General features: G+C 42.6%; 18 protein-coding genes and 1 pseudogene. 9 read left to right on the top strand and 10 right to left on the bottom strand.

Annotated features, from left to right (window positions below; genetic code table 11):
• The first annotated feature begins 90 nt into the window (after window positions 1-90).
• The 5 genes from QVC96_RS04120 (at window position 91) to hxlB (ending at window position 4,865) form a co-directional block, all read left to right on the top strand.
• A complete protein-coding gene (locus tag QVC96_RS04120) occupies window positions 91-846 on the top strand; it encodes a nucleotidyltransferase family protein (protein ID WP_238026742.1) in 756 nt (251 codons plus the stop codon).
• 125 nt (window positions 847-971) lie between these two features.
• Window positions 972-1,358 carry a CBS domain-containing protein gene (locus tag QVC96_RS04115; RefSeq protein ID WP_238026741.1) on the top strand — a complete coding sequence of 129 codons (387 nt, stop codon included), beginning with the start codon at window positions 972-974 and terminating at the stop codon, window positions 1,356-1,358.
• Between the two features lie 59 nt (window positions 1,359-1,417).
• Window positions 1,418-2,947 (top strand): hypothetical protein, encoded by a 1,530-nt coding sequence (locus QVC96_RS04110; protein WP_238026740.1) that lies wholly within the window; start codon window positions 1,418-1,420, stop codon window positions 2,945-2,947.
• 107 nt (window positions 2,948-3,054) lie between these two features.
• Window positions 3,055-3,870, top strand: a complete 816-nt coding sequence (locus tag QVC96_RS04105) for a class I fructose-bisphosphate aldolase (protein WP_287689977.1) — start codon at window positions 3,055-3,057, stop codon at window positions 3,868-3,870.
• A 410-nt stretch (window positions 3,871-4,280) separates the two neighbouring features.
• Window positions 4,281-4,865, top strand: coding sequence for a 6-phospho-3-hexuloisomerase (gene hxlB / locus QVC96_RS04100; RefSeq protein ID WP_287690412.1), 585 nt, complete (start codon window positions 4,281-4,283; stop codon window positions 4,863-4,865).
• A 347-nt stretch (window positions 4,866-5,212) separates the two neighbouring features.
• Here the strand turns inward: hxlB and QVC96_RS04095 are convergent, their stop codons facing one another.
• Entirely contained in the window at window positions 5,213-6,232 is a 1,020-nt protein-coding gene (locus QVC96_RS04095) for an SPL family radical SAM protein (protein WP_287689976.1), read from the bottom strand.
• Window positions 6,233-6,406: 174 nt separating this feature from the next.
• Here QVC96_RS04095 and QVC96_RS04090 point away from each other — a divergent pair, with 174 nt between their 5' ends.
• Entirely contained in the window at window positions 6,407-6,577 is a 171-nt protein-coding gene (locus tag QVC96_RS04090; RefSeq protein ID WP_287689975.1) for an IS1/IS1595 family N-terminal zinc-binding domain-containing protein, read from the top strand.
• Window positions 6,578-7,273: 696 nt separating this feature from the next.
• Here the strand turns inward: QVC96_RS04090 and QVC96_RS04085 are convergent.
• The 3 genes and pseudogenes from QVC96_RS04085 to QVC96_RS04070 form a co-directional block, all read right to left on the bottom strand.
• Entirely contained in the window at window positions 7,274-7,648 is a 375-nt protein-coding gene (locus QVC96_RS04085; RefSeq protein WP_287689974.1) for a hypothetical protein, read from the bottom strand.
• A 56-nt stretch (window positions 7,649-7,704) separates the two neighbouring features.
• Window positions 7,705-9,064 (bottom strand): annotated as a pseudogene (locus tag QVC96_RS04080) (IS256 family transposase); the annotation flags it as partial.
• Between the two features lie 84 nt (window positions 9,065-9,148).
• Window positions 9,149-9,643, bottom strand: coding sequence for a hypothetical protein (locus tag QVC96_RS04070; RefSeq protein ID WP_287689973.1), 495 nt, complete (start codon window positions 9,641-9,643; stop codon window positions 9,149-9,151).
• 278 nt (window positions 9,644-9,921) lie between these two features.
• Here QVC96_RS04070 and tcmP point away from each other — a divergent pair, with 278 nt between their 5' ends.
• Window positions 9,922-10,914, top strand: coding sequence for a three-Cys-motif partner protein TcmP (gene tcmP, locus QVC96_RS04065; RefSeq protein ID WP_287689972.1), 993 nt, complete (start codon window positions 9,922-9,924; stop codon window positions 10,912-10,914).
• A gap of 401 nt (window positions 10,915-11,315) precedes the next feature.
• On the opposite strand, the gene QVC96_RS13880 is transcribed toward tcmP, so the two are convergent.
• Both QVC96_RS13880 and QVC96_RS13875 read right to left on the bottom strand, forming a co-directional pair.
• Window positions 11,316-11,984, bottom strand: coding sequence for a transposase (locus tag QVC96_RS13880; protein ID WP_425597978.1), 669 nt, complete (start codon window positions 11,982-11,984; stop codon window positions 11,316-11,318).
• A complete protein-coding gene (locus tag QVC96_RS13875; protein ID WP_425597977.1) occupies window positions 11,981-12,397 on the bottom strand; it encodes a hypothetical protein in 417 nt (138 codons plus the stop codon). The genes QVC96_RS13880 and QVC96_RS13875 overlap by 4 nt, the downstream gene beginning before the upstream one ends.
• Window positions 12,398-12,520: 123 nt before the next feature.
• Between QVC96_RS13875 and QVC96_RS04055 the strand changes: the two genes are divergently transcribed.
• Window positions 12,521-13,024, top strand: coding sequence for a hypothetical protein (locus QVC96_RS04055; protein ID WP_287689971.1), 504 nt, complete (start codon window positions 12,521-12,523; stop codon window positions 13,022-13,024).
• A gap of 95 nt (window positions 13,025-13,119) precedes the next feature.
• Here the strand turns inward: QVC96_RS04055 and QVC96_RS04050 are convergent, their stop codons facing one another.
• From QVC96_RS04050 to QVC96_RS04040, 3 genes are read right to left on the bottom strand one after another with little or no spacing between them, the layout of a single operon-like run.
• Window positions 13,120-13,446, bottom strand: coding sequence for a transcriptional regulator (locus QVC96_RS04050; RefSeq protein WP_287689970.1), 327 nt, complete (start codon window positions 13,444-13,446; stop codon window positions 13,120-13,122).
• The gene (locus tag QVC96_RS04045) at window positions 13,436-14,056 is read right to left on the bottom strand and encodes a hypothetical protein (protein WP_287689969.1); all 621 of its coding nucleotides are present in this window, start codon (window positions 14,054-14,056) and stop codon (window positions 13,436-13,438) included. Before QVC96_RS04045 ends, QVC96_RS04050 begins: the two co-directional genes overlap by 11 nt.
• Window positions 14,057-14,830, bottom strand: a complete 774-nt coding sequence (locus QVC96_RS04040) for an ATP-binding cassette domain-containing protein (RefSeq protein ID WP_287689968.1) — start codon at window positions 14,828-14,830, stop codon at window positions 14,057-14,059.
• A gap of 96 nt (window positions 14,831-14,926) precedes the next feature.
• Here QVC96_RS04040 and QVC96_RS04035 point away from each other — a divergent pair, with 96 nt between their 5' ends.
• The gene (locus QVC96_RS04035; RefSeq protein ID WP_287689967.1) at window positions 14,927-15,772 is read left to right on the top strand and encodes a hypothetical protein; all 846 of its coding nucleotides are present in this window, start codon (window positions 14,927-14,929) and stop codon (window positions 15,770-15,772) included.
• 158 nt (window positions 15,773-15,930) lie between these two features.
• On the opposite strand, the gene QVC96_RS04030 is transcribed toward QVC96_RS04035, so the two are convergent.
• On the bottom strand, window positions 15,931-16,440 hold the full coding sequence (locus QVC96_RS04030; protein ID WP_287689966.1) for a hypothetical protein: 510 nt from the start codon (window positions 16,438-16,440) through the stop codon (window positions 15,931-15,933).
• Window positions 16,441-16,644: the final 204 nt, after the last annotated feature.

Raw genomic sequence — 16,644 nt, 5'->3', positions numbered from 1 at the left:
CCGTGCTCTAAGTGAGCCTGAGACACGTCAAATTTCAACTCCGGGGAAACCTAGCATATAGTTTAAATTGAGATATATCTCCTTTCTCCCATGAAAGTGGAAAAGGCAGTAATCACAGCAGCCGGTAAGGGCAGTAGAATGAAGTATATCACATCAGTTCTGCCCAAGGCTCTCCTTCCCCTCTTCAGGAAGGAGGACGGGAAATTTGTGATGAGACCTGTTATCGACCTAATTCTGGATTCCCTGGGCGAGGCTGGGGTTAATAAGCCGTGCATAGTTGTGGGAAGCCAGGGCAAGCTTCTTGTGGATTATCTAGCGGAGAGAGGTGTCACCTTCGTCACTCAAAATGTTCCGAAGGGGTTTGGTGATGCGGTCCTAAGGGCTAAGGATTTTGTGGGGAATGACCCCTTCTTTGTCCACGCTGACGATGGTGTATTGACGGGAGGATACGTTGAGGCAACCAGGGTCTTTGAGGAAATGGAACCCGATGCAGTACTCATGGTGAGGAAGGTAAGTAACCCCCAGAGGTACGGTGTAGTAACTGCTGATGAGATGGGGGAGAGAATGGGCCATAAGTTGCTGAGGGTAAAGGAGGCAGAGGAGAAACCGAAGGTGCCAAAATCAGACCTCGGGATCTCTGCAGTTTATATCTTTTCCCCCAAGATCATGAGTGCACTGGAACAGGTAAACGTAACGGAAGGAGAGCTGGAGTTGACATACGGTATTGCAAACATTCTCAGACAGGGCGGGGAAGTGTATGCGATTCTCCTGGAGAAGGAGAGATGGCTGAACGTGGGAGATCCGGATAATTACTTCAATGCCCTGGAATTCACATATAAGGTATAATAAACTGGAAAATTGGTCCCCGCTTTTCCTCCAGCTAGATTGTAATTATTGACATTTGCAACAAAATACATTACCTCGAACCTTTGTTGGCTTAATTTTAAATCCGTGAAGCTTTATTCGTTCACATGGAAGAGATCGTAAAAGATTACATGAAAACTGAAGTTATATCAGTTGAAAAGGGTGCAACATTAAGACAGATAACCAAAATAATGACCGAGAAAAACGTTGGTTCGGTCATTATAACGGAAAAGGGTAAGCCCATAGGCATAGTTACGGAAAGGGATGTGGTGAGAGCCATAGGAAAGGACCATAAATTGGATGATAAGGTGGACGACATAATGACGGCCTCGCTCATCACCGTGAGGGAAGACTCACCGATTACAGGGGCTCTTAGCCTTATGAGGACCTACAACATCAGGCACCTTCCCGTGGTTAACCAGGATGGTAAGCTCACGGGTATAATCTCAATCAGGGATGTGGCCAGGGCCTTAGATGACATGTTTGAATCGTGAGACTTGCGATTACTCTTTAATCCGCAATTTTTATTGGGACGTAAAAAGGTGTCCCATACTTGAGTAAACCAAAGCCAGGCCTAGCGAGGATCGGCATCTTCAGCTTAGCCCTTAGATTGATTGGATCCCCTATTTCCTTTCTCTTTTCCCTTGTAGTCGCCAGATATCTCTCCGCCGTCTCCGTAGAGACCTTTGGAGCCTGGCAATTCATTTTCGTGTTAGTGACTGGTTACTTCACGATACCTGGAGACCTTCTCTCCAACATCACCTCGAGATACACTGCTGAGGGCAGACCTGTGGGGGGCATTCTCCTCATAGACATGATAACTGCGGTACTCAGCTCGGTTATTTACGTAGCTCTTGTCCCGTATTTCGTGAGCATTTCGCACTACAACGAACCAGCTTACTTCTATCTAGGGGTACTCCTAATCTTCACCATCTTCTTCATGAAGGCAACCAACGCTATATCGTTGGGGAGAGGTCCGAGAGTCAACGCAATTGCCTCGTTAACCTTCCAGCTAATCAGGCTTGGAGTTGCCGTTTACGGACTACTGATCCTCAGACTATCCATTGAGGCAGTTATTCTGGCCTACATGCTGGGCTACATTGCGCAAATAGGGATAAACATGTTCTTTGTCAAGGCAAACTTTAGGAGGGACATTCACGTGGCGTTAATGGCCCTCAGGAAATCGGTAATTTTCATGATCCCATACATACAGTACATTCTTGAGGCTACCCTAACTTGGGTCGCAGTGTTTCTCGTTAGGAATACGGTGCCGGTGTCGTATTTCGAGTCCGCGCTCATAATCTCCAACCTAGTTGTATGGTCCACTGGGGCGTTCAGCGGACTCATACCCAAGCTCAGCGAGACGAAGGACCCCTCTGTCATAGAGACCTCCCTTAAGCTCTTCTCGCTTGCCAGCTCCCTGTTCCTCTTGCTTGCGCTAGCTGACGGACTTCCCCTCCTCTACTTACTGAGACCCGAGTACGTAGCTGCCTACATATCCCTGATTATCCTTTCTATATCAAACCTACTACGAGGGTTCTTCCAGATATTTTACACGAGCGTCTACATGATAGATCAAACCCTGAGCGTGGAATCTAGAGATGAGTTAAAAGGACATCTAGCGCGATTAGCGAAACGAAATTCCACCCTCTCCGTGATTGGTACTGGGGTGGCGATAGGTTTAATGGGGTTTCTCTATGTCTCTCACGTTACGGATCCCGCCATCTATTCCGCATCCATGAGTCTAGGCCTTCTCATAAACTCGGTGGCGATATGTGTGTCGGCTTTCCAAAGTTCCAAGGAGCTATACAACTTTCGCGTTCCTCTCCTTGAGGTGAGCGTGCCCGTAGTATCTTCCCTGGTGATAGGCTTGATTTTCATGCTTTACCCGGTTCTTCCAATTCACGGCTCCAGATTTGTGCAGGACTTGTATATCATGGCCGAAAGGGCGGGATTGGCACTTATCCCGTTCGTGATCGTGAATTTAGCGCTAAATAGATACTCAAGGCAAATTATAAACGGAGCGATAGACGTTGTGAAACCAATCCTTTCGCCAGCCAGAAGCAGAACGTCTTCAGGCTAAATGGAATTGAGATCAGTACACAACCAATGTATTGTTTCCCCCTTGACTGGGGTAAGCACCCCAGTAGTCCAAGTAAAAATTAAAGCGATCCCAGACAAGAATAGTTAATGAGCGGACTGGACATTAGACTGAAAAAACTATTTCACAGGGGAAAGGCCTTCGTAGTTGCCCTGGATCATGGGCTGGTTATGGGTCCACTCAGGGGAATTGAGAACGCCATGAGTGTCGTCAAGAAAATGGGTAACTATCCAGATGCGCTTCAGATGACCCCAGCAATGTTGAGGACGGTGGAGGAAAACTTTTACTCCAGGTCATCTCCCATGCTGATTGCCAGGCTCGACACGGCCAACGTCTGGAGAGATGCCAGAAAGTACGACCAGGGATATTACTCTATGGTTTACGAGGTCAAGGAGGCAGTAAGAGCGGGCGCTGATGCCGTGGTCACCTACTTAGTGGTCGGATATGGGGATGATAGGATAGAGGGTTACAACCTGGAACAGCTCTCCAAGGCGAGGAGGGAGGCTCAGGACTATGGGTTACCCTTCATCATAGAACCGCTCTTCGTGAGAAAGGAGATAACGGACTCCATCAAGGAGACCAATGCGGTGAAGTACGTGTCCAGGCTAGCCTCGGAGATTGGACCTGATTTGCTCAAGGTGGACTACACGGGTGATAAGAATGGGTTTGCGTCTGTAGTGGAGGCCTCCTTTGCACCGATACTCATAAGGGGTGGTCCTAAGACCTCCAACGATCTGGAGTTCCTGAAGATGCTGAGGGATGCGCTGGACTCTGGTGCCTCTGGTATCACAGTAGGGAGGAACCTTTGGCAATCGCAAAACCCTGATCTGATGGCACAGGCAGTCTCCAAGCTGGTTCATGATGGAGCGTCACCGGAGGAGGCAGTAAAAATATTGCAGAAGTAACTGTCTTCAAAACGCAATCTACCTGTGTGGATATGTTTCATTTTCTTTACCTGTCCTTCACTGCCTATGAGTATGTCCAGGACCTCGGGCAATTTCATTTTCTCCCTAGATCCTTTCACAGAACATCTACACCCACCATCTAGTGTGTGGAGTTACTGATCCAAGTCCTCCAGGTTTTTGTGTGACGTCAATTGAAAGGGAACCGAAGAGGTCGCTTAACAGAACTCCAACATTACCCACCATCTCACTTTAGCTTTTTTAGATTTTTTGAAGATAATATCTTGATCTTTCTTAAGGGTTGCAAATTCGTTAAGTTATAAGGTAACTTTAAAAGATATCTTTCAAATTAAGGCACGGCGGATAGGGTGGAACCTCCATCATCTATCAATTTTCCTCTCAGCCTCAAGACCATGTATGATATTGCTGAGTTCATTTTGAGGTCTGTGGAGCTCATAAGTCCAGACCAGACGGAGAGAATGGTTGATACGCTGGCTAATTTTTACGAGAATAAGGGAGGGAAAGTTCTTGTCATGGGTGCGGGGAGAAGTGGCCTAGTGGGTAGAGCCTTCGCCATGAGACTTCTTCACCTTGGATATAATGCATACGTTCTAGGAGAGACCATCGTCCCAGCAATTAGGGAGAAGGACCTGGCCATAGCCATATCTGGATCGGGAAGAACCAAGCTTATAGTCACTGCGGCAGAGGCAGCTAAGGACGCCAAGGCTACCCTGATTGCATTGACCAGCTATCATGATAGCCCTCTTGGAAAATTAGCAGATGTGGTGGTGGAGATTCCCGGGAGAACCAAGTACTCTCAGAACGAGGATTACTTCGCTAGACAGATCCTGGGTATAACGGAGCCTCTCGCCCCTCTTGGTACGCTCTTCGAGGACACAACTCAGGTCTTTCTGGATGGGATAGTCGCGGAGTTAATGATGAGGTTAAAGAAGACCGAGGAAGATCTTAGGAGGGTACACGCGAACATAGAGCTGTAATCAGTGTCTCTACTGACATTATGACAATGATATCAAGGCTATGCTCTATAGGGGCCTGGAATCTGAAGAAGTTACCTTGAGGTAACAGATTAAGGTACAATCTGGTGAACTAAGACTTTCCAGATGTGTGAAAATCGTAATCAGCTGAGCTTTCTGGATTCGGGACTTACCTCATATTGTTGTGTATTTAAGAAGACTTTAATGTGAAATACACAACAAACCGAACTAGGCCCTAGATTGTTTAGGGGAAACAGAATTTCGCATCTAGTCCTATTTGCTGTTCACTTCACATTAAAGGCCTTTTACATGGGTAGGCCCAGAATGAATCTCAAAGACAAAGGAGATTTTTACTCTTTCCTAAGTTCATACCACCAAGTTCCCTTCAATCCGAACTCCGCCAATACATCATAAAACATGTCACCAAGTTCCTCATCAATCTCTGGAGTTAGTTCTATTCTTCCCAGTTCCTCCTCTATGTACCCTAGGTTTACCCCCCTTCTATGGATCATCTCACCGAAGATATTGTCCGCGTAATCTGCAATCGAATCGATAATATTCCTCAGATCTTCTCTTACGTCTGGCCTCACCTTGTTTGGCGGAAAAACCGGAGCGACGATCACGCCGGTACGTAACCCAGCCTCTTTCGCTTTTCTCAAGATCTCCACTCTTCCCTTGGGTGGCGAAACCCTTGGTTCGATTAACGATGCAAACTTCTCGTCCATTGTTGCTATGGAGACTTGAACGATGACCTGTTCTCTGTACTTGCTAAGGATGTCCAAGTCCTTAAGGGCCAACACAGACCTAGTCTGGATCAAAAATCTCACTCCAGCTGGTAAGGCTTTCTGCAGGATTTCTCTGGGTATTGGGTAGAGCTGAGGTAAGTAGGGATCATGTGTTGAAGACATCATGACTAACCTATTTTTCCATCTTTTCCATGGAGTCTTTGCGATGGCCTCTTCTATATTTCTTGGCTTTAGGAAGTACATACCCCAGGGTCTGTTTACAATATTACCTACACGGTGTATTGTAAACCGCTTGTGAATGTTGTCTACATAGCAAAAGCGACAGCCATGGGTACATCCCACCGCGAAGTTCAACGCCCAGCCATCGCTTAACTCTTTACCAACTCCCCCATTCTGGAAAGAGGTAAGTTTAGAAGGCTTGATTAGTGGAGGCTTAATTTCATATTCTGAGAAAGAGATAAATCTAGTATCTAACTCAAAGAAGAAATTATCCAAAGTATTATGATCATGTAGGTTTTTAATAAGTTCTGTTTTCCTAATTGTTTCCCAGGCTTTCTTAGCAGCTAATGACCTTCTCTCGTGACGCTTCTTCTCCTGCTCATTTGTATAAAGGACTGATTTCATATAATACCAATTCCCTTAGTCTAACGTCTGAAAGTATCATTAAATATTTTGTCTTTCTATCGAGCGTGTCCATAGTACATCATTGAGGCATAAACATTTTAAAGAGTATTATCCACGACCAAGAGAAGAAGGGAACTGGTTTACAGGTACGTTCCCTGTCCCTCGTGCAATAACGTGGTTAAGAATGGGGAGGTTTCCGGGAAGCAGTTCTATCTTTGCCAAGAGTGCGGGAGGAAGTTCGTGGAGGGAGCGGAACATCGTTACGATAAGAGCGTGAGGGAGAGGACCCTTAAGATGCATGCAAACGGGATGAGCGTGAGATCCCCGTCCTTTAGGTTCTTCTAGGCACGGTCTTGACGTGGATCAAAAGGTACGGGAGGTACACTAAGTTCGTGGAGTTGTGGAGGAGAGCTAAGGATATGTTGGATGAGGACGTAAAGGTCGTTAGTGGTTTTGATTAATTTTTATCTCTTTAGGGGTTAAGGGGGCAGAAGACCCCATCGTGAGGGATGGATAGCCCAAAGGAAGATTTTGAATGATAATGCGTAAATCAACTGTGGCCTGCTAAATCCCATCGTGCGATCACGTGGGATGGCCACCCAGGGATGGAACCGAAGTCAAGCTTGCGGAGACCGATGCCTCAGTAACCCTCCCACACTGGGCGTCAAGTATGGGTTCCATTCGACGCCGTGGATGGAGAGGATCGAGCATGTCAATGAACCAAGAAGCTTCACCGTGAGGGCTGGGCAGTTCACCTTCCGATTAGAGGCACGTTTTGGAGAGCACGTGAGAGTGTCCGGAATGCACAGAATTCGGCTTATTTGACTATAATGTATAATATTAATCAGTCATATCAAGCTTGCACCTTGAAGAAGGATTAAATAATTCTACACGATTTATATCTAGGAGTAAATCTTAATATATCATCAACGCTACACCCTGACCCTTCACGTCCCAGGACGTCAGGGGAGCTGCACAGCACGCAGGTGGGGAGGAGTCCTCCTATGGATGGAGAGGAAGTGGACCATGTTGTGATGGCTATCATGTAGATGAAGGCCTCGTTCCTGGCCCTGCTCTCAGCGTAGGGCCTCCAGTGCTTAAGGAAGATCCCGAAGTACTCCACGTAGGGACGAAGATATTTCCAGGGACCGCGGGGGTGGACGAAGGTACCGCGTTCCCTGAAACCCCTGTCAAGCTTGAGCCCCCTCCTGGACAGCACCTCGCGTCCGAGAAGTTGGCGAACTCAACCTCAAGACCGTGGACGAAGAGGGCGGGCGAGATGAGCGGGAAGACCTTGAGCCCAAAGTACGACCTTGTCCGCTTCTTGGTCCACCTTCCCTGGAACCTCCTCCTTGTCCTCGCCCTCAGCCTGGCCTTCACGAACGCCCTCAACCTGTCCACAGGTCCAAGACTCACAGCGTCAAGCCGGGGCTACCCCATATTGTTGTGTAGGAAAATATAAAGAACCCGCGTTATAAGCTTTCATGGTCCGTCACCTGGAAGCGGGCAGCGTGGAGCTGACGAAGGTGGTAGGAGTGATGCCTGATGACCGACATGGGACGCGACTTCCACCTCGCGTTATTTCGATGGATAGCCACGAACAGGTAGGCCTCCAGGTAAAGGAGGGACGGGAAGTAACCTCCTAGGTCGTCCTGTATCCCGTCAAGGTAGGAGTTGAAGCTCTCGGAACTGTTGTTTGTGTAGATGTAGTGCCTCACCTCCCTCGGGAAGTTCAGGAAGGCCGTGTAGAGGTCTGAGGCCTCAAGGAGTCGCCTAGCTCGCCTGGGGGAGTAGGGCTCCACTACCTTGCTGAGGGACTCGAGGATGGCCTTTCCCTCCTCAACGTTCCTGGCCGACTTGAGGGGAGATGGGAGGAGACCTTCTCCTTCTCGCCGTCCGGAAGCGCCCTGCAGGTCTGGCCAGATGAACCAAACAGAGCTGGTGCTGGGAGGAGGGGAAGAGCGTGGAGATCAGCCTGTCCAGTCCCGGGAAGTCGTCCGTGACAATCACGTCAACCCTGCTGACTCCCCTGGAGATTAGCCCGTTGAGGAAGTGCCTCCATCCGTCTATATCCTCGTTCTCCCTGATCTCGTAGTCCAGGACGAACTTGTTTCCGTCCAGGTCGACGCCAATAGCCACGTACACTGCTTTCTCCTTCACCACCTCGTTCTCCCTGACCTTGATGAACTTCACGTCCGCATACGCTGAACAGGTCGTGGGGGAGAGGAGCAGATTTGAACTCCATCAACCTTCTCGCTATTTCCTTAACCACCCTGTCCATCACCTCCGGGCTGTACTCTATCCCCCTGCTCCTCAGGACTGCCTTGATCTGGCCTGGGGACAACCCCTCCAGGACCAGGGCCTCCAGGAACTCCTCGTATAGTGCTTTACGGATTTTAACGTAGTGAGATATTCTTCAAGAAAATCCATACCAAAACGAAAATCGTTCATAGATGAGCGATGTCATTGATCTTAAAGATAAAATTTAACTGGAAGATCCTTGGACAGATCTGAAAAACTTTTAGGTAAAATGGACTTGAAGGGATTTTCAGGAAAGTACTACTCGTAGTCCTCGCTTGTCCTCTCGCCCTTTTCAGGCAAAATCCTTGGCCTGAAGCCCTTCCTTCTCGTCCTTGGAACCCTCAGCCTCAGCTCGTCGTCCCTGGTCCTCAAGTACCTGAAGTACGTCCCGTTCTTCACGTCGTCGTGCTCCTCCAGGTACGCGTCCCTCTCCGCCTCCATTGCTGCCTGGAGCACGAGCTCCTCTATCTCGGTGAGGGACACGCCCTTCTTAACTGCCTCCTCCAGCACTGCCTTCGCCTTGGCCTTTACCCTTTCTGCCTCCGAACTCATGGTATTACCCCTTCCAGGGATATTTTTATTTTTTGCCATTATTTTTCACCTCATATTCCACAACTAACCGGGGTAGCCCCCAAGCCTGTACTTCTCCATCATGGTCTCCAGGCTGGTCTTCCCGGGAGGGAGGTCCAGCAGGAACGAGTCCACCAGCCACTCAATCCCGTCGTGGAGCGCGCTAGACGGTAGGTACATGGTCCTGCACCTCCCCTCCAGATCCCTCGCGATCTCCCTGAGCAGGTTATTCCTCTCCCTTGCGAACCTCTCAAGGAAGTCGAACAGGGTCGTCTTCCCCACGCGCTCATCAACGAAGAGCCTGACCACCACGTCCGTGTTCACAAGGTTCACCGCGTCCCTCAAGGAACACGTGAAAACGATCATCACTATCAGCAGCTTGAAGTACGTGAACCCACCCGGTAACCTCCCCTCGACCCTCTCCCTCACCATCTCCACCACGGGCATGAGGAGGAAAAGGATTTTTCTGGAGGGCATATCTTCCAGTGGGGGAACGGACATCACCACGTATTGTGGTCGTTGGATTGTGGCGTTGTCCATGGTATGATGTCCGTTCTCCCCGACTTAAGTATTACGCCATAGTTCTGCTAAAATTCTATCATCTGCAGATAATTTCTTATTGAATTTTTCTCAATCCGGACACTCTCACGTGTAAGAAACTTATGCAAAGTACTTATTGTTGTGTATTTAAGGAGCCTTCAACGCTAAATACACAACAAACCGAGCTAGGCTCCATTCTCCACAATCTTACGGATAGGGATTTTAACCCCTTAATCTCCACAAGGAGTTAAATGTTTGTAAATAATGTTGTTTTATAGATGAGTCCAGGGAAAAAGCGTAAGGAAAAAGCTGATAGGTTACGAGATGCCTTAAAAGTTGTCTGCGGATTTGATGAGCACTCCGAGAGTATAGTTAATATACTTAAACAACAGCACTACTGGTTTGACAGTAACATTGATAACGAATATGGTCCACACACGTTGATAAAGCTAATGTTTTTATGGTATTATACCGATATAGCTATTAAAATAGCAGGGAAACATTTTAGCAAACTGGTCTTTATAGATACATTTTCTGGAGGTGGATTAGTTAAAATTGAAGATACTGATTATGTATGCTTAGGTTCACCATTAATACCAGTTATCTCTACCCTAAAAATGACATCTGAAGGTAGAAAAGGATTTGATGAAATAATTCTAATTGATAATGATAAAAACAAAATCGCCCTGTTGGAAAACAGACTAAATGCAATAAGAAAAAATCTAAGCTTAAATCTCAAATATACAACACTAATTGGAGATTCAAATACTTTAATTCAAAGCCAACATATACTGAATAGTGTGGATAAAAATACGTACGTTTTAATTTTCGTAGATCCAGAGGGTTTGGAACCTAAATTACCTTCTTATTTACCGCTACTAGATAAAGTATCAGGTAGTGACATCATACTTAATTCCAGCTGGGGCTTAAGGAGACTAGCCGGAACTACCTCATTAGCTGAACAATTAATAAGGGAATATCTGGGTAAATACGACGCAGATAGACCAATAGAACAACAACTTGATGAAGTTTTTAGAAAAGAATTTGGGAAAGAAGTGGGTGTAAGTATTTACGTGAAGGATATTAGTAACAGACCCCTATACACCTTAATATTACGAGTTAGAAGAACAAGTTCAGGTTCTGAGTGGATTGAAGGTATGAAAAACTTTGTTGACAAGGTCCTTAGTAAATATACTACTAGAGACATAAAATTATTCTTAGATCAACTAGCTGGTAATCAAACTTCTATTGATAAATTCTTAAAGAAATAATCTGTATTTATAGAACCTGAACTTTACGTTATGGAAAATTATTAAGATTAAATTCAGAATATAGTATTTATTACTGTTGTTTAAAGATGGCTAAGATCTTCTATATTTGCTATTTCGTAAATGTCATTAGCCTTGCTATACTAATAGTACTTTCCTGAAAATCCCTTCAAGTCCATTTTACCTAAAAGTTTTTCAGATCTGTCCAAGGATCTTCCAGTTAAATTTTATCTTTAAGATCAATGACATCGCTCATCTATGAACGATTTTCGTTTTGGTATGGATTTTCTTGAAGAATATCTCACTACGTTAAAATCCGTAAAGCACTATACTAACAAGGGCCATTCAGGTTTCCATTGTGAATTGAATTCTAGTTCCTTCATTTCTCATTATTCAATGTAGGATTAATTGAGTGGTGACGTTTCGATCGTAAAGAAAATGATAGACATATGGATATTATTCCATTCTTGTAAAAAATTATCCAAAATGTTGTAGTTATCGGCGATGGCCCAGATGATCTGAAGTAGCCTGTGGGGCGTGTGGTACTTGCCGAACCTCCTCCTCTCCACCAGGGAGTTGAAGGACTCCACCAGGTTGTTGGTGGAGAGGAGGCGCTGAAGTTCTTGAGGAAGGGAGAGGAAGGAGAGGAGACCGCGTTCCACCAGTTCCTTGATCCTGTCAGGTAACTCGGCGAGCAGGCCAGAGAGCAGGAGGTCGATCTCCTTCCTTTCGTCGCGGTCTAAGCGCCTCTTGACGTGGTTGAGGCAGAGCTGCCTCTTCGCGTCTATTCCCGAGAGCTCAAGCGCGGAGTCCACGGACCTGACCATGTCCGCAACCACGAGCTTGAAGTTGAACTTCCTCCACACCCTTGCAAGAAGCCTCCAGTAACTCCTCGCGTCCTCCTCCTTAGCCAGGAGGAAGTCCAGCACAGCCTTCCTGCCCTCACGCGTGACGCCCATGGCCACCAGGAGGACTCCCTTCCCTCCCCTGAGCTTGACCCACTTCCCGTCAACTATCACGTACCGGAAGTCTCCCTCAACCTCAAGCTCAGGGGTCCAGAGCCTCGCGTTCATCTTCCCTCCCAGCACTGAGTAGAACGTGAGTTCCTGAGCACATCTTCCTCCTCCCTCAGCAACTCCCTCTCAACCCCCGTCCTCACCCTCCCCTTCCCGTCGTACATCACGGGCAACCTCACGCTCATCCACCTGAGCCTGTACTCAATCCTCCTGCCCTCCATCACCACCGAGAAACCAGTTAGGAACCTGTACCTCGCGTATCCCCTCCTCTTCAGCCTCTTCCCCCTCGCGTACCTCGGGCTTACCTCCTCCGCCTCCCTCATCGCTAGCTCCTCCGCCTCCTCAACAGGTTTATTTATGAGCCAGTGCTTAGGAAATACGGGGTCGAACACGATGTGTACCAACTCCTCCTGGAGTTGATACATGGGTTCGATTGTTAGTTTGCTCATGGTAATAGTTAGCTTAGTCATGGTATGACATCGTGTTCCCCTTAAAGTATTACTGAAAAATGATAGATTGATTTTGATCATCCCACGTAGATTAACTAATTACAATTCGCAATGGAAACCTGAATCGCCCGGGTACTTTTAGCGATGTCTTTTGATAGATTATTGCCAGAAAAATTAGCTTATGTTAATCCTAGGCTAAAGACTCCTCTAATAAGTTCTAGTATCGTTTTAGTTTTAGCTTTAATTTTTGAGTATGTTACTATTCAAGGATATTTAATAGTTTCTACTATAGTATTAATAGGAGTACTATTCTTATATCAATTCCTGTTAGCTGCTATTTCAGCATTAGTGGGAGGTATTAGAGGAATACCTGGGGAAGAACTGAGTAAGAAGGATAAGACAGAATTATTAATTTATGGGACTTTATCTTCTATAGTTTTAGTTATGGCAGTATTCTTCTCGTTATGGTATGCTAGTGTTAATAGTCTTTATGCTTCAATGGTCGTAGGTAATCCTATAACAAATTATGCAATAATTGGAGGAATACCTGTTGTGGGCTTAGTTTACTATTTTGTAGCAAGATATTATAGGATGCATAAAGATGGAATTGATATAAATCTTGCTTTTCAAATGATTCCACCAGAATAAAGGATTTATATTTTTATTATAGAAATACTTATAAAAGTCTAATTGTTCGTAAGACTAATCTTATAATACTCGTTTTTAATATAAAAATGAAAAGCTTACTTTAATTTGTTTACTAGATCAAAATATTTCTTTATAGTGTCTTTTCCTTTATCAGTTATACTTGCATATGTCCTTGGTCCAGATAATGTAAATTGTTTTTTAATTGTAATTAAACCTTCTTCTTCTAAAACTTGAAGATGCATGTATAAAGAACTTTTTTGTATTTTAGTATATTCGAGTAATTCTGAAAAGGATAATCTTTCAAAATTTGATAACGCAATTAATATTCCTAGTCTAACAGAATTATTCAAAGCTCTATTATTTAGAAATTGCAAGAGATCTTTAATACTGTCTTTGTTTTCAGCATCTTTGCTATTCTCCATTATCTATCAACTCTAAGAAAGATTTAATTGATGCATATGCCCATAATATAATGAATATAAAAATGTATATAGTGGCAAATTTACTAAACGATGATGCAGCCAATATTGGATAAAGAGGATAAAGTTGAAAACTACCTATTGCTAGTATATCATAATATTTTCCTTTAGTGAGTTTATAACGAGAAAATAAGATTCTCCACATAGCTAAAGAAATTCCAGCAGTAAAGAGGAGAATAGGAATGATACTATACCATTGATCAAAGGTTATCATAAAAATTATCATTAGAATTGTATAATATAATGAATAGAACATTCTAGTTATCTGGAAGTGTCTATTATTATATCCAAATCTAATTAAACGCAATCGTATTATTTTTCCAAATATGTAGACAGAATATATAATGAAAGGGATAACTATTACAATGTCTGTTAAAGTAAAAATAACGTTATTGGATGTGTATAAGCTTTCTACATAATTGACTAGGTTAATAAATAAAAAATAAATTACCCAGGTTCCGTAATAAATTCCGAGAGTTTTTCTCATTTTTTTCGATATTATCGTATCAGCAAGTTTATTCCCTTCTTCGATAAGTTTTTTATAATCCTCCATTTATATTACACCATATAGTCTATTAATATTTCCTAAGGTAAGCAATTTAATGCCGGATCCATTATCTCTTGTAATAGAAATTTTCTTGCCATCTACATCTAACGTTAAAATAGCATCAGGAATCTCTCCTTCAACAATAGTTGAATTTAGAAAATCTTCAGTTATTATAGGACCATATACTCTTCCGCTTAGAATTATATAGAGTGGCCAGGAATTAAACTGTTTTAATAGATCTAATTCGTGAGTAGTAATAAATCCGTCCTTTATATTTTCTTTCAAAAATCTAGCTATAGTTAACCTCTTGGATGGATCTACATTTTCAAATGGTTCATCAATTAGCATGTTCTTACTCGGAGAAGATAAAGCTAATGCAGTTCTAACTATTGCGCTCTGGCCTGCTGATAATTTAAAAATTCTCTTATTTATAACTTCGTCATAAATTCTTAATTCTTTTAATATTTCTAGAAAAGTATCTAATTTAAGGTCTTTAATTTCTGAATATATATCTGCAATATCTTTTACTTCTCTTCCTAATGTATAAACTTCTGGAATATTTGTAGAAAGATTAAGGTAATTTTTGATTTTTCTTATTTCTTGTCCATCAACTAGAATGTCTCCTTTATAAGGTATGAGTCCGCATACTGCTTTTATTAATGTAGTTTTTCCTGAACCAGTTGGTCCAATAACTATTGAATGTTGTTTAATAGATAAATTTAATTTATCAAATATTTGTGTATTGGAAAATTTTATTGTAAGATCTTTATAATCTATCATGAGTATTTTATTATCCTACAAGGTTATAAATAGGGTGTATAGTTCAATTTTTGAACTTTCTTTGTCCTATTTAAGTATCCATTCTTTATTCAATATATGAGAAAAACTTTATCATACATTATAAAATCCATATTGAAAAATCCTAATATTATAGGGTGGGGAGTTTTGTTTATACTCTTTTGGGGAGTTATAGGAGCATATGTTAGCGTACCTGGAGAAATGAATACTTTACCCGAAGATTTATCTATTGTGAAGTCCTCTGTGTACACTGATATAGTTTCTGCCTGGTATGCTGTCCTGATGATAATTTTCTTAAGTGCCATAGGTGTAAGTTTAACATTTTTAGTTTATTTTCAGAGTGGTTCACTTTCATATTTATTCAAGTATAGTAAATTGACTCCTAGTAAATATTTGATGTCAATGTTCTTAGGTGGTACAATTGCAGGAATAGTTCTGTCCTTAATACTAACTTATGCTATTTCTGTCATGTTCTCTACCAACGGTGTGGGTTATACTGTGATGCCCACTAAACCTTATGTGGTTTTCCCTGTAGCCATTTTATCGTTTCTTTTCTTAATCTCGCTTTCATTCTTTCTGGTCTTAATTTCAATGAAATTTAGAGGAATAAAGTACCAACAATTAGTAAACTATATTCCTTTAGTTCTAGGATTTATATTTTATTCATTGTATGTTTTTGCTTCATCTTATCCAGAGTGGATTACATATGCATCGCCATATCTAAATATAATATCTCTGCTGTTTTACGGTTATTCTGGTAATAAACCTCCAGTTACTGGCGCATCTGGAATTAATGCACCTACAGTATCAGTGGAATGGTCTGCATTATTTTTAGCTTTGTGGACAATTGGACTATTTTTGGGTGATACATTGCTTTTGAGGAAGATAAATTATGAGCCAATTGAAGAAGCAAAAATAATGTAAACATAATCTCAAAACTTTTTTCTTAAATCATAAGTCAATACTTAGTATAGTTAATGTGCATAAATTTTTAGTATACTTATTGAGAACTTTTAATTATTATATTCCTTTAGATATCAAAATAGAAATGTAGTACATTGATGGTATTTTTAGAAATTATTTTAACTTATATCTGGAAGTATTTTAGAAATTATTGGATCTATAATTTCGTAAGTTCCTCTTTCTTCTCTAACTATATATCCATCATTTAATAAACTTTTTAATCCTTCATTTATGCTAGATTTACCTAGATTTATTCCCCTTAAGTTTCCTTTTCCTCCTTTTTTAGCCAAGAATTTCAAAATTTCTTTGGCATTCTTACCCAATTTTTTGTATTCATTATCTATTATGCTTTTAATTACTGGATCTTGATATATTTCGTTTAGAACTTTATTTATGCATTGTAAATCGATTTTATTACAGGATAAGCTCTTTAATCCAAAATAATTCAACCATGCTGGTATTCCGTCTAATTCTTTTACAGCTTCAATTATTGCTTCTTCTTCATATTCTTTTCCTTCATCTTTAAATCCTTGTTTCAAAAATTTAGCAGAAATTTCTTGATTAAATTGCTTTACGTAAAGTGGAAAGAAAAATTGATAAAATGGCTCTTCTTTTTCGGAGTGGGCCATTCAGGTTTCCATTGCGAATTGTAATTAGTTAATCTACGTGGGATGATCAAAATCAATCTATCATTTTTCAGTAATACTTTAAGGGGAACACGATGTCATACCATGACTAAGCTAACTATTACCATGAGCAAACTAACAATCGAACCCATGTATCAACTCCAGGAGGAGTTGGTACACATCGTGTTCGAGAGAGTGTCCGGACTG

Source organism: Metallosphaera javensis (ex Sakai et al. 2022) (assembly GCA_021654415.1).
Classification (GTDB): Archaea; Thermoproteota; Thermoprotei_A; order Sulfolobales; family Sulfolobaceae; genus Metallosphaera; species Metallosphaera javensis.
This window is presented reverse-complemented; position numbering and strand designations above follow the sequence as displayed.